This window comes from Chryseosolibacter histidinae, assembly GCF_018598225.1.
Taxonomy (GTDB): Bacteria; Bacteroidota; Bacteroidia; order Cytophagales; family Cyclobacteriaceae; genus Chryseosolibacter; species Chryseosolibacter histidini.
Genome location: NZ_JAHESF010000007.1, coordinates 124,512 through 138,087, shown reverse-complemented (window position 1 = coordinate 138,087; position 13,576 = coordinate 124,512). Strand labels below are relative to the sequence as shown.

Here is a 13,576-nt window from a genome sequence, read left to right as displayed (position 1 = left end):
AACGGACGTTGTACAATCTTTCACTAAATCTGTATTTTTAGGACATGACAGAAAAGGTCCTGCATCAGCCTTTTGAGATCGAGTTCGGATCATTTGACGACTTTCCGGAAAAGATGATCAGAAGCAATTTCTTCACGCTGGTTTTTGTGAGGGAAGGCACCGGTGCGCAATTTTTAAACGGGCATAAGTTCAACTACCGCAGTGGCAACCTGTTCCTGATCACACCGCAGGACCAATATGGCTTTCAGATTCTCAATGAATCGAAATTTTTTATACTGCGCTTCAATGCTTCTTTTGTTACACGACCTGACGATAACGATTGGATTGATCGCATGACCTTCATACTCAATAATGCAAGTCACCGGCCCGGTTGCATTTTGAAAAACAAAGTGGATAAACCCGTGATGGCATCGTTGATCGCGATGGTCATGGATGAGCTCTCTCACGGACAGATCTATCATTCAACGATCGTTCTTCAATTGGTGAATGCCATCGTTGCTGTGGTGGCCCGCAACATCGCGTTGAAGCTCCCCAAGAATATGAAGGAAAATACGGGGGAGCCGATCCTCGATATCCTGGAATACATTCAGAAAAATATTTATAATGCAAAAAAGCTCAGGACGGCGGCCATCAGCAAAGCGCTCAGCATGTCCTCAGGTTATATCGGCCGCTATTTTAAGAAGCAAACGGGCGAAACACTTCAGCAATACATTTTAAGTTACAAGCTCCGGATCGTCGAGATGCGGTTGACCAACACCGATATGCGCATAAACGAGATCGTAGATGATCTCGGCTTCACCGACGAAAGCCACCTGAACAGGCTGTTCAAAAAATACAAAGGAATAGCGCCAAGGGAGTTCAGAAAGCAGCTTGCCAATGCCTGATCTTTCAATTCCCTAACCCCCCACCATAGGCGCTAATTGTGAACCGGCCGTACGGCAGGTAGATTTTCATCATTCCTTCGGACAGGCTACACGCATTCTCTTACAAGCCTGCCTAAAGTTGTAGCATTTCATAGGCATATTCATCGGGCATATTTTTTTTCTAAAGAGTTTAAAAGCCCTTTATCGATGAAAGACCCTTACATCGCCGCTACAAATCCCACCGGGCTTTTTTGGTCCTTTTTCCCTCGTCATTCAACAATTAGTACAATCATATGAAGCAACAACTACAAGCAACGCCAATTTTTAATTGTGTGAACGCGCGCGGCATGTACAACGGTTTGTACATTTTCCTTCTCATGATCTGTGGAACGGTCTATAGCCAGCCGGCTATGGTAGCAACAATTTCTTCTGGAAGCGAGAACTTTGTTTATGTCAGCGGCAGTTTGTACTACTCCGATAACACCAACCTGTACAAGGGAAGCGCAACCTCGGCTCCCACTTTGGTGACGAATACGGGAGAGTCCATTATTCGGATCTACGACTTTGTGCTGGGCGGCAACTTCTTTTTTACAACCAAGACCGGTTCTGGGGGTGAAAGACTGTGGCGCAGTGATGGAACCGCGGCCAACACCGTTCAGGTGACCGCAGCCACGCAGATCACGCCCCTGCTGGTGTACAATTCGCAGTTGTTCCTGCGTGTCAATTCCAGCGCCACGGGGGTTGAATTATGGAAAGTGGATGGCGCTTACAATGCCAGCATCGTGAAAGACATCAATCCCGGTTCAGCCAGCGGATTCAGCGGAAGCCTGATCACCCACGATGGCCTGTTGTATTTCTTCGGCAACGCCGGCGCCGGAACCGATCTCTGGAAAAGTAATGGCACAACGGCCGGCACAGTGCTCAGTGCCGACCTCGACGACACAGAAGTATACAACTCAAGCGGGTTCGGTGGCCTCACCAGTTATAACGACACCCTGTATTTCACCCGTAACTACGAAGATCCATATTGGGGTGAGCGTACGGCAGAGCTCTGGAAAAGTGATGGCACTACCGCAGGCACCTCGGTATTGGTCACCTACCCCAACGGTGGCTTCTACAATTACCTGAGAAACTTTCATGTCTTTCAAGGCAAGCTGTACTTTTTCCACGGTATCGGTGATCCCGCCTATGTCTGGTTTTCAGTGACCGATGGCACCGCCGAAGGCACAAAACATCTCGAGCTTGTCACCATCGATGGAGATCTGCTTCAATCGGTCGATGCCGAGTCTTATATTTTGTATTATTCACACTCGCAGAGCTTCACCAACCCTATCAGGAAGTTTGATGGTACCACTACAACCACCGTGCATGAGTTCTCGATGTACCATAGCGCCAGTACCCTCGATATGGTAGACCTGACCTACACGGAAGGCCGCGCATTTTTTCTGGACTATGTAGATGAATATCCATGGCCCCAATCAGCGTCGCAGCTCTTTCAGGCCGACCTTGCCACGGGGGTTACACGCCCGGTGCAGGAGATCTATAACACGTCACTTTACAACGCATACAATATTACCGCGGCAAACGGAAGTATATTTTTCACCCGGGAGGTTTCAGGTGAAACAACACTCTGGTACTACGACCCCAGCGGATCTCCCCCCAGTTGTGAAGGCACCGGCAACATACTTCAGGAGATTTGGGTGAACGCGCCCGGCTCGGATGTAAGAGCGTTTGATTTTACAACGACGCCTACTGGCGGAACAAGGTCATTCACTAGCTTTGAGACCACGCAATATTACGCCAACAATTACGCTAGCCGGATGCGCGGCACCATCTGTGTGCCGCAAAGTGGCCTGTACACGTTCTGGATCTCCAGCGACGACCAGAGCGAGCTGTACCTGAGCACAGACCCTTATGAAGAGAACAAGCGATTGATCGCATGGGTTTATGGCTACACGCAATTCAGGAATTACGATAAATATCCGTCACAGAAATCGGCGCAGATCTACCTGGAAGCCGACCGCAAATACTATATCGAAGCACGGCACAAGGAAGCCAATGGTAATGACTTTGTTTCCGTTGGATGGCAGCTGCCTGATGGCACCATGCAGCGCCCGATTCCCGGCAACCGTTTGAGCGCTGTTACAACACCGCCTAATCAGGCTCCTACAATAGCCATCATCAGTCCGCAGCAAGACCAGACATTTCCCCCGTCTTCTTCTGTTACCATTGAAGCCGGTGTCCATGATCCGGATGGCGTTGCGAATGTGGTTTTTACGCATGTCTACACCAACGGTGGCGCTACCATTGCAAACTTCACGGCACCGCCGTATGTATTTCAGTGGAACAACCTTGCTCCCGGCACTTACCAGGTTCGTGTTACAGCAAGGGATAACTGGGGTAAAGAATCAACCAAAGACGTGTTCTTTACCATTCAAAATGAAGCCTGCGCAGGCACGGGCACCATCGTGCGGGAGATCTGGAGAAATATACCCGGAACATCCGTATCCAGTATTCCGGTAAACTCCCCGCCTTCCAATACAGTGACGCTTACAAGCCTGGCTACGCCCAACTATTACGCCAACGACTATGGCAGCCGCATCCGCGGATATGTTTGTGCCCCGGCCACAGGGTTGTATACTTTCTGGATCTCCGGTGACGACAACAGTGAGCTATGGCTGAGCACCGACGATAACCCGGCAAACAAAAGATTGATTGCCTATGTGAATGGCGCCACACGTGTGAACCAATGGGGTAAATACATGTCGCAGGCCGGAGATGTTGACCTCATACAGGGAGGCCGTTATTACATCGAAGTGCTGCATAAAGAAGCCAACGGCGCAGACCATGTGGAAGTTGGCTGGGACCTTCCTGATGGCACCATGGAGCGCCCGATCCCCGGAAATCGGTTGATTCCTTTCGAAGACCCTTCAACAAGTGCTGCATGGTTTGCAGGCGTGGAAGAAGTATTCAGTGCTGATGAGGAGACCACGTTTACCGTTTACCCGAACCCGGCCGTGAGCGGAAAGCAGATAGCTCTCAGGTTACCCTTTGCCACAGAGGGAGCCGTGGATGTCGATATCAAATCGATCACAGGTGTTTCCGTACAACGTGAGCTATTATCCAGCGCCGGCGGCGAGGTGCTCATCGACCTCAAGCCATCCATCGCCACAGGCATGTACCTGATCCGGGTTGCCAATGAAAAAGGCAACTGGTCGACCAAGCTGCAGGTGAAATAGTAAGAATAGAAAAATAAAAAAGCCCGTTTAACAGCGGGCTTTTTTATTAGTAGCATTGAATGCGTTCTTAAAATCAAGCCATCACTTCAATCTGAATTTTACCGGCAGGTTGAACCTGACAAATACAGGTTTATTCCGGACCATACCCGGGATCCATGGTTTAAGTTTCGTAACCGCCCTTCTGGCAATCTGATCACATTCCGGATCGATACCCTTGAGCACTTCAGCATCTGCTACTTTGCCCTCTTTATCGATAACAAACGTGACGTATACCGTTCCTTCAATACCGTTTCTTCTGGCATCGCGGGGGTAATACATATTCGCCTGGATATCCCTCATTAAGAATTCGTATCCGCCCCTGTATTCAGGCTCTTTGTCCAGGAACAGGTACACCGTATCGGTTGTGCCTTCTTTGACAGCATAATAGTTGACCATGACGGAGTCAACAATCTCTTTGTGGTAAAAACTGTCTTTAATCAGTTCGAATATATGTCCATTACCGTGATCGAGAAGCGATTCACCATTTTCACGCCAGTATCCAAGGTAAGTTTGTTTGGTGTTATCATAACTGACCTCACTTTTAAGGCTGCCATTTTCATAATAGGCTTTGAATGGACCAGTCCTCGAATTTATCTTGTAGAAGCCCTCTTCTGATATTTTTCCGTTCTTATGATAGTTAGTGACTTTTCCATCCATAACTACTCTTGGGATGATGCTGCTGCATTCAGCCACCATTTCCAGCTCGCCGGAAATATAGTAGTCCCGGACAATGATCGTCTTTACTGTGTTTTCCACCGTACGAAAGTATGCGGCTTTCATTGAATCCTCTGTTGCCATACAGTGCTCATCAAGATACTGCCACACCTTTTGCGACTGCTGGCAGTAAGCAGTTGCAGGGATCAAGATTGCAAAAATGATTGTTTTCAGGGTCTTCATGGGAGTTGAGGGGTTATCAACATGGATTCGATCCGGAATCGTTTCCTGTTAAGGAGAACAAAAATAGAGAATATTTTATCAACAAAGGAGTGCCTGACAGGAAAGCCGGGCCATCCGCAAAGCACTTGTACAACTATTCGTATATTTGCCGGTTATAAATTTTTATTGCAATGAAAAAAAGACCATTACTCCTCCTCGCAACGATTGTCATACTGATCAGCGTCTCTCATTCACAAGCACAGGTTTCACTGGTTAAAGACATCAATACGTCACCTGCCGGCCTGCGTGATGAGAGTGATTACACAAACACATTCTGTAACTGCGGCGATTATCTCTTTTTTGGTGCAATGACCGATAAGGGAAATGAGCTATGGCGAACGGATGGTACTGGTGGCGGAACCGTTATGGTAAAAGACCTCGGTGTTGCCAGTGATGACGGGTTCCTGGATGATATGGTATGTAATGGAAGTGGAACTTTGTTTTTTCTGGGCACCAATGGACTGCACGGAAATGAGTTATATGTCTCGGATGGTACCGCCAATGGCACCAGGTTAGTGAAAGACGTCACGCCCGGCGCCGGTGGAATTTCCCTTATAGGTGTTGTGGGTAACATCATTTTTTTTCTGGCCGACCATGACATGAACGGCGAAAAGGAAATCTGGAAAAGTGATGGCACCGAGGCCAATACAATCATGGTTACGATTTTTGGAGGTTATTCCGGTATTTTTAAGGCAACGTCTTCCGATACCCACGTATTTTTCAAGGCTGTTAACTCAACCACTGGCAAACAGGATTTTTTTGCGGTGAATGGCCTTACGGGTAATCTCCAAAAGCTTTTGGAAGGCAAGACCGTAAGTGAGTACCAGTCGTTTGGGAGCAAAATTATGTTCTCAGTCAACGATCCTGTTGAAAAGTATTCGTTGTGGTCAAGCGATGGTACATTGGATGGCACTGTCAAAGTCAGGCAATTCGGGACGTCTTTTATCACTGCTTTTTTTCGATTTAATAACAGATTAATATTCTCTGTTTCCGGCGCCACATGGATTTCAGATGGCACGGAAGCCGGAACAGTTTACCTGACGGCTGGAAATGCCGAAGCCGGCGTTGCTGTTGGTAACTATTTTTATGGTTTTGGATATAACGCCCCGGCAGCTTCGCTCAGTGTTTTTAAAACAGACGGAACAACGGTCGAGGTAACTTACCTGGATGATGATCCAGCTGAAGTATCCATGAATCGCAATCTTCCTTTTGTAAACAATAAGCTGATCCTGCAACATTACGATCCGGCTACAGGCAGAGAGCTCAGTGCAAGCGATGATGCGCATCAGAGCTTTTCTCTGTTAAAAGATATCAAACCCGGCGTAGAAAATTCAGAGCCAAGGGGTTGGGCGGTGTTTAAAAACCGTGCCTATTTCTATGCAGATGACGGTGTTAACGGACAGGAAATATGGTCCACCGATGGCACAGCAGGAGGAACTTCTTTGCTGAAGAACGTGGCAACAGGAACTGCGAGCGCTTTTGGAGTTTTGTCAGCAATTAATATCAGTGAAGGCAAGCTTCTGCTCAATGCCGCCTCTCCGGGCTCACAGTGGACAAGCCCTGATCTTTTTTCAAGTGACGGAACAGATGCGGGTACAACCTTTAAATTTGATTTCGGCGTGGGGTTTCCGGTGATGTACGGCAGAACAGGAGCTGATCTTGTCTACTACAGCAATTGGAAGTTCTATAAGACAAATGGATCGACCCAGAGTGTCACACTTTTTAAGGATTTTGGCACTCAACTCAGCAGCTGGTCCTCTGCAAGAAAAACTTACTATACGCTGGGGAATAAGTTGATTTTTGCCATGGCAATTTCTTTCAGGAACGGTACCGCTTTGGGTAAAGAGTATTGGGTAACAGATGGTACGGAGGCTGGTACTCATATACTAAAAGATATCAATCCTGCAGGTGGCAACGGTACCTCGGGTGATGGAGCTGTTCTGGATTCAAAATTAATTTTTGACGGATCGGCGCCCACCGAAGGATCTGAGCTATGGTCAACCGATGGTACGGAAGCAGGAACAACGCTTCTGAAGGATATTAATCCGGGCACCGCATCGTCACAACCATTGAATTTTACACTATTCAAAGATAAAGTGGTTTTCACTGCCGCCGAAAGCGCTCACGGAAACGAGGTTTGGGTAACCGATGGCACCGCTGAAGGCACTGTTTTGCTGGCGGATATTGTGCCGGGTACCGTGGGTTCAGATGCGAGAGGCTTTACGATTGTGGGTGACCGGTTGTTGTTCATAGCGTACGATGCAGAAAAGGGATGGTGTCTGTGGAAGACGGATGGAACAACTGAAGGGACACTTTTCGTGAAGGATATTGAATCAGGCAACGAAAAAAATAACGGCCCCGGTAGCTTCACCGCTTCCGGTAACAAGCTTTATTTCATTGCAACCGATGTTGCTTATGGCAAGGAGCTGTGGGTAAGCGATGGCACGGCGCAGGGCACACAGGTCATTGATCGTATACCCGGTCCCGCAAGTTCCAATCCGTTCCTGCTAACGCCAATCAAAGAGCTGGTGTATTTCAAATCACAGGGTGCGCTTTGGCGAACGAATGGAACAACACCGGGCACGGTAAAGGTGGCTGATCTCGATCCCATGGAAATTGTGTACTTCAATAATTGGATCTACTTCACGGCAAACCACCCTGACTATGGAGGTGAGCTCTTTAAAGTGCCGTTCACCAGGGAGGCGCAGCAAATAGCATTGACGCCGATCGACAACAAAGTAATGGGCAGTGCTCCATTCGTGATTGAAGCCACTGCATCTTCCGGACTCCCCGTTACCATTACCAGTGAAGAAGAGCTGAGCTTGGCTGGTGCTACCGCCACCATCGTGAAGCCTGGTACAGTGAAAGTCACAGTACAACAATCCGGTGATGCCTTGTTTGATCCCGCGCCGCCGGTAAGCCAGATCTTTTGTATTTCGCCTGTCAAGCCAGTAGTTACTTTGTTGTCTGACCCTTCCGGGGATCCAGTTCTCACCTCAAGCGCAGAGGCTGGAAATCAATGGTTCAGGCAAGCAGAGGTTGTGAACGGTGCAACACAGAAAACTTTTCAACCCAGTGAAAATGACACTTACAAGGTGCAGGTTACTATAGATGGATGCATGAGCAATTACAGCGACGAGTTTTACGTCGTCGTGACCGGACTCGAAGAAACATATAGCGATATTACCGTTTATCCCAATCCTGCTATGGACGTAGTCTATATAAAAGGAGACAATGCCAGCAGTGCATTATTGAATATCATTGATCTGCAAGGAAAAAAGCTGGGCACGCATCAGCTTCAGGCAGGTGGCCTGGTTGAACAATCGCTGGCCGATTACCCTAAAGGGATGTACCTTATTCAGGTGGTCCTTGAAAAAGGAACATCCTACATGAAGCTTGTGAAGCAATGAAGTAATGGAAAATGCTAAGAATAAAAAAAGCCCGTTTAACTGCGGGCTTTTTTTATTTGTATTGAATGGTGAGTCAGATTAACAGCGATACAATTTCAGAATCCTCATCTGCTTAGTCCTCTAATCATGTAATCCTATAAATCATCTAATCCCAGTTTATAGCGGTACCAGCCCGAACTTATTCATGCCATTGATCCCTACTTTGTATTTATTGCATCCAGTCTTGAAGTAATATTCATACCACGTTTCAGAATCCGTAGCGGTGTAAGGGCCACTGATGCCTACTGCAGAATAGGTAACCGATACCGTGTAGTATCCGCCGTTCTGGTTGCTCTTGGTGGGCTTGGGTAATGTGAGAAATGAATTGGAAGAACAATCAGGAGCGGTGGTGACGGAATTCAATAGTGTGAGCGGAACAGGCTTTCCATCAACACTTACGTTCTTAATGGTGACATTGCCCATCTCGCTGTTGTTAAGGCCTACTGCCAATTGTATCGTAGTGTTCTTCAACGGGCCGCATTCTCCTGTCCATACACCCTGTTTGTAATACGTTGGCAGCGCGCCGCAGCATCTGTAGTCAAATTCAAGCTCAGAGCCTTTGATTCGAAGGTAGGTGTTGGGAATGTTATCGTCCCAATCGATCATGTTATCGGAAGTAAGAATGCCTTTGTAAAGACCGGCCACAGTAGAACCTTTCAGCTCGCACATATACACCCGGTTGGCTGGTTCGCCGTCGATACCACCAATGGCTAGCTCTGTTTTGTCGCCGCTGGCGCCAATAATGCGCACCCACACCTTGCCTTCTATCTCGGGAGTCTCTTCTTCGTCTTCGGAAGTTCCGAAATCAAGACAGCTGTTGAAGAACAACATCATCGCCAGCAAAGTAAGACTAGAAACGATCTTTCTCATGGGGTTTTTCAGTTAGTTTTTATTTTATAAAGAAACGGCACAAGGCATGCATGTTTCAATACCAATAACTAGGTATTATCTGGTTTGTGATCAGGTGATAACTGTTCATCGATTATTGCGGAACGTGCGTTCGCGATATTTTTTTTAAATTTGCGCCCACTCAACATTAGCGCACCCCTTATCAATTTATTTATCAATGAAATTTTTTTTATTCACATTTCTGGCGCTCGGTCTGTGCCATGCGTTGCTTGCTCAGAATTTAAGCCCAGGTTTTGTAGTAACCTCGAAAGGAGATACGATTAGGGGATTTATTGTCGATGGAACAGATGCTGAATTGAGCCCGGGAATTACTTTTAAGAAACTGGACGGAGATAAAGGAGAAGTTAAATACCTGCCTAAGGATTTGGTGAGTTTTGGATTCAACAATGGACGGATTTTCAGAAGCTTTTCATTTGCCACCCAGAACGATTCCGTGTACATATTTGCAAAGAGAGATGTGGAGGGTAAGGTCAGCATGTTTACGTATGCCAGGCCGGAAGAAAATCGGCCGGAAATTCTTTTAACAAATAATTCCTCAGGCCGCACGTTTCACCTGACACCTCCGAAAAAGCTGAAGATCGATCAAAATGGAAAATCACGAGCGGGTCAGTCTTTTGAATACCTCGGATTGTTAAACCTTGCCAAAGGTGTTCAGACAAATTACACATCAAGCAACGTCTCCTATCATGAGAAGTCTATCCGAAAAGATATTTTGGCATACAATCAACAATATGCAAATGACTTCCCGGTATATCGCTATCGTCCTCAGCCTGCATTTTTCTACGACATCACTGCAGGTTTTTCATTATATAACGGGGTTGGCACCGACTTCAGGATGGCATTCTATGGAGGTAGGACTTTTCCAGAGTTGTCCAGGAAAATGGCACTGATACGTGGTGTCTCGTACAGATATTCGTCCCTTTCAGAGCCTCGACGTTACATAAGAAACAACAGTGATAATTTCAGACAACAATTTTTATCAGCAATTCCTGTTGGACTTTATATGCAAACCGATACCAGTCCCGTCAGATTCTATGCCTATGGAGGAATAGGACTGGGGTTGGCGATAGAAACCAATTATCACGTAGTGAACTATCAGGACATGGGCAACGAGCAAGAGATGGGCTTTTTTCCGGCATTGAACCTGGGCGCAGGTGTAAAAATAAAAGCAGGGTCGACATTTATAATTGCTGAATTGACTCCGCCGGGGAATCGAAAGGGTCTGTTTTTGAATCTTGGCCTTTCTTTTTAGCGGCCGCTGAAAACAAAAGAGGCTGCCTCTTTTTCGTTGAGGCAGCCTCCTTTATTTGATACTACACTGAAAATATTTACTTCACCTCAACCACCACCATTACCGGGAAGTGATCTGAAGGAAATTTTCCGTTGTAGCTGTCGGTCAGAATTCCGTATCGTTTCACATCAACGTTCTGGGTAACAAAGATGTGATCGATGCGGCGGTCTGTGGTGCTGGAAATGTTGAAGCTATTGAAGGTGCCGTTGTGGGTCATCTTGATCGGCGACAGATCGAAACAATCGCGCAATGTACTCGAGGTGTTGATGAGCGTATAGTTTTCATGCATCTGGTCGAAGTTGAAATCTCCGGTAAGAATGGCCGGCCACCTCCCGGCAATTTTTCCCACTGATTCCACGATCAGGCGTGCGCTCTCTTTGCGTGCCTGCTGTCCACGGTGATCGAAGTGTGTGTTGAAGAAAAAGAGTTTTTTCCCGCTGGCACGTTCCTGCAGCTGAACCCACGAGCAGATCCGCGGAAGCGAAGCATCCCATCCTTTGCCAGGTTTGTCAGGTGTCTCTGACAACCAGAACGTGCCCTGAGACAAAACTTTGAACTTGTCTTTTTTATAGAATACGGGTGAATACTCTCCTTTGGTGGCACCATCGTCTCTGCCAACGCCGTTGTAACCATACTCCGTGAGATTTTTTGCAAGGCCTTCAACCTGGTGATGCAACAGCTCCTGACCGCCGAAGATGTCGAAGTCATGAAAACGGATCATCTGCGTGATCACCGGCAAACGATCCTTCCAAGGATTGAGACTATCGCCCGCGTTATCGTACCGCATATTGTACGTAGCGATCCTCAACACTTGTGAATAACCCGGCCCTGCCAGCACCAGAAATATGAGTAGGATGTGTATTCTTTTAGGCATCATGTTATCTATAGCTGTTAATGTTACGGCGTAATTTTGGTGTACTATCATTTAATTCAAAAATGTATTTAATAAAAATATTTTCCTCGGCCAGGCCTCTCCATTCATTTCAGAGCCGCTTTCTTCTTATTCCTTACTCCTTAATTCTTACTCCTCCTTCTGGCTTCTGACTTCTGACTCCTGGCTTCTTTTTTTAGAGATCATTTTTACCAGTCAGGATTTTGCCCCAGGTTCGGGTTAATAAGCCTGTCGTTTTCCGGGATAGGGAAGAGGTATTTTTTGTCTTCCCATTTACGGTTGATATTTTTCAGCCATGTGATCTCGCCCGATGTATCATTCGACAAACGTTGCGGGTTGGTGCCGCCGCTGATCGTCTCCGATACATTGACAAACGTAACACCGGCGATGGGCGCGGGAGCCGTGCCTTTGTAGAAGAGAACATCCATCTTTCCATCTTCATTCAGGTCCATGGGCACATTGAGCGCGGGCACATAGAAACCATTCCAGGTTTTTGTCAGCAGCTCGCCATGCTTCCAGCGAACGAGGTCATAGAACCGGAAACCTTCCAGGGCCAGCTCGATGGCTCTTTCTCTCCGCAGCTCCAGTATCACCGCATCGGAGATCTCTGGAAAATAATTGTCGCGCAGGTAGGGATCTGCCACGGTGGGTTTCGCTGACAGGCCATTGGTGATGCCCGCTCTTTTGCGCAGGGCGCCTGCCGTCTTGGCCCAGTCGGCATCGGTAAGCGTGCCCAGCTCGGCTTTCGCTTCGGCATAGTTCAGCAGTATCTCCGCATACCGCATGATAGAAATAGAGTTGTCGTTCCTGCTGCCACCATCGTAGTAGGTGTCATCGAGGCACCACTTGATGGGTTGGTACCCGGTATAGGTATACGAGAATACCGGAGGCGCTGCTTCGGTTGCTCCGGCATTAACGCGGGTGTACGAGCCCATGCGGATGCTTTGCTGGAGCCGTGTGTCCCTTCCTTTTACTTCCTGCGCGAAGGTCATGGTCTCATAACCTGCCGTGTTGGTAAACGGTGAGCCGTCGATATTGAGGTAGGTATTGATGAACGTACGGGTAAAGCTTACGCGTGGACCATACGTTGCGCTGGTCCACCACCAGTTGGCGTCATTGTACACGGCAAGCGTGGCATCGCAGACGGCCGCGAGCATGATCTCTGAAGTAACTGGCGTTTTGTTGATAAAAAGCTGGCGGTACGATTTGCCGGTGCCACCTGTTTCGCTCAGGCTGAGGCCACCTTCAGTGATCACGGTATTGGCAGCACTGGCCGCTTCGGTGAACCATTGATTGGCGGTGCTTTGAAGCCCAAGCTCATTGTGATATTTGCGATAGCTTGCCTCAAACAGGCAGATGCGTGACTTCAATCCGTAGGCCACATATTTTGTGACCAGGCTCCGTGAGTTATCGGTCACCGTGCGGATGTTAGCCGTGGCGTAGTTCAGATCATTCAACACAGAATCCATAACCAGCGCACGGGGATCGCGGGCTTTGTACAGATCAGGATCGTTAACTTCCATTGGTTTGCCGATCCACGGTACATCTCCGAAACGTTTCACTTTATCGAAGTAGAACCATGCCCTGAAAAATTTCGCGAGCCCGATGTAGTGACGTCTGGCTTCAGGGCTCACGGCCGGGTGATTACAGTTGGCAATAAAGTAGTTGATGTTGCGCAGCGCACCCCAGTCCCACCCGGAGCTTTGCTGGGCGCCAAAACCGGATTCGCGCAACAGGTCGGGTACTTGTGTGCGCGCTGCATAGTCGCTCATCTCATCAGACCTGATCACCGTGTTGGCGGTAGGAAGAATGTTGTAGAAAGAGTTGGCATAAAGCTCCAGCCCTTTTTCAGTGCTGAACACCGCCACCTTCGAGGTAGTGGCTTCAGGCAGTTGTTCGAGGTCGCAGGCGGTCATCATCAGCATGAGCAGCGCCAGCCATCCGAATATATTTTTCAT

8 protein-coding genes are annotated in these 13,576 nt (G+C 47.8%); 4 read left to right on the top strand and 4 right to left on the bottom strand.

What is annotated here, in order from left to right; genetic code table 11:
* The first annotated feature begins 44 nt into the window (after positions 1-44).
* Together KK083_RS09255 and KK083_RS09250 are read left to right on the top strand one after the other, a co-directional pair.
* Positions 45-884 carry an AraC family transcriptional regulator gene (locus tag KK083_RS09255; protein ID WP_254162757.1) on the top strand — a complete coding sequence of 280 codons (840 nt, stop codon included), beginning with the start codon at positions 45-47 and terminating at the stop codon, positions 882-884.
* 389 nt (positions 885-1,273) lie between these two features.
* Entirely contained in the window at positions 1,274-4,102 is a 2,829-nt protein-coding gene (locus tag KK083_RS09250; protein WP_254162755.1) for a PA14 domain-containing protein, read from the top strand.
* A gap of 81 nt (positions 4,103-4,183) precedes the next feature.
* Here the strand turns inward: KK083_RS09250 and KK083_RS09245 are convergent, their stop codons facing one another.
* Entirely contained in the window at positions 4,184-5,038 is an 855-nt protein-coding gene (locus KK083_RS09245; RefSeq protein ID WP_254162753.1) for an energy transducer TonB, read from the bottom strand.
* A gap of 170 nt (positions 5,039-5,208) precedes the next feature.
* Between KK083_RS09245 and KK083_RS09240 the strand changes: the two genes are divergently transcribed.
* A complete protein-coding gene (locus KK083_RS09240; RefSeq protein WP_254162751.1) occupies positions 5,209-8,487 on the top strand; it encodes a T9SS type A sorting domain-containing protein in 3,279 nt (1,092 codons plus the stop codon).
* Between the two features lie 156 nt (positions 8,488-8,643).
* Here KK083_RS09240 and KK083_RS09235 read toward each other — a convergent pair whose 3' ends face one another.
* Positions 8,644-9,396, bottom strand: coding sequence for a hypothetical protein (locus KK083_RS09235; RefSeq protein WP_254162749.1), 753 nt, complete (start codon positions 9,394-9,396; stop codon positions 8,644-8,646).
* A 196-nt stretch (positions 9,397-9,592) separates the two neighbouring features.
* Here KK083_RS09235 and KK083_RS09230 point away from each other — a divergent pair, with 196 nt between their 5' ends.
* The gene (locus KK083_RS09230; protein WP_254162747.1) at positions 9,593-10,687 is read left to right on the top strand and encodes a hypothetical protein; all 1,095 of its coding nucleotides are present in this window, start codon (positions 9,593-9,595) and stop codon (positions 10,685-10,687) included.
* A gap of 76 nt (positions 10,688-10,763) precedes the next feature.
* On the opposite strand, the gene KK083_RS09225 is transcribed toward KK083_RS09230, so the two are convergent.
* Together KK083_RS09225 and KK083_RS09220 are read right to left on the bottom strand one after the other, a co-directional pair.
* The gene (locus tag KK083_RS09225) at positions 10,764-11,603 is read right to left on the bottom strand and encodes an endonuclease/exonuclease/phosphatase family protein (RefSeq protein ID WP_254162745.1); all 840 of its coding nucleotides are present in this window, start codon (positions 11,601-11,603) and stop codon (positions 10,764-10,766) included.
* 203 nt (positions 11,604-11,806) lie between these two features.
* Positions 11,807-13,576 (bottom strand): RagB/SusD family nutrient uptake outer membrane protein, encoded by a 1,770-nt coding sequence (locus tag KK083_RS09220; protein ID WP_254162743.1) that lies wholly within the window; start codon positions 13,574-13,576, stop codon positions 11,807-11,809.

Bases quoted from the DNA above. Each gene is read 5' to 3' on its own strand.
- KK083_RS09235 (WP_254162749.1), bottom strand. From the start codon at position 9,396: ATGAGAAAGATCGTTTCTAGTCTTACTTTGCTGGCGATGATGTTGTTC.
- KK083_RS09255 (WP_254162757.1), top strand. From the start codon at position 45: ATGACAGAAAAGGTCCTGCATCAGCCTTTTGAGATCGAGTTCGGATCA.
- KK083_RS09245 (WP_254162753.1), bottom strand. From the start codon at position 5,038: ATGAAGACCCTGAAAACAATCATTTTTGCAATCTTGATCCCTGCAACT.
- KK083_RS09230 (WP_254162747.1), top strand. From the start codon at position 9,593: ATGAAATTTTTTTTATTCACATTTCTGGCGCTCGGTCTGTGCCATGCG.
- KK083_RS09240 (WP_254162751.1), top strand. From the start codon at position 5,209: ATGAAAAAAAGACCATTACTCCTCCTCGCAACGATTGTCATACTGATC.
- KK083_RS09250 (WP_254162755.1), top strand. From the start codon at position 1,274: ATGGTAGCAACAATTTCTTCTGGAAGCGAGAACTTTGTTTATGTCAGC.
- KK083_RS09220 (WP_254162743.1), bottom strand. From the start codon at position 13,576: ATGAAAAATATATTCGGATGGCTGGCGCTGCTCATGCTGATGATGACC.
- KK083_RS09225 (WP_254162745.1), bottom strand. From the start codon at position 11,603: ATGATGCCTAAAAGAATACACATCCTACTCATATTTCTGGTGCTGGCA.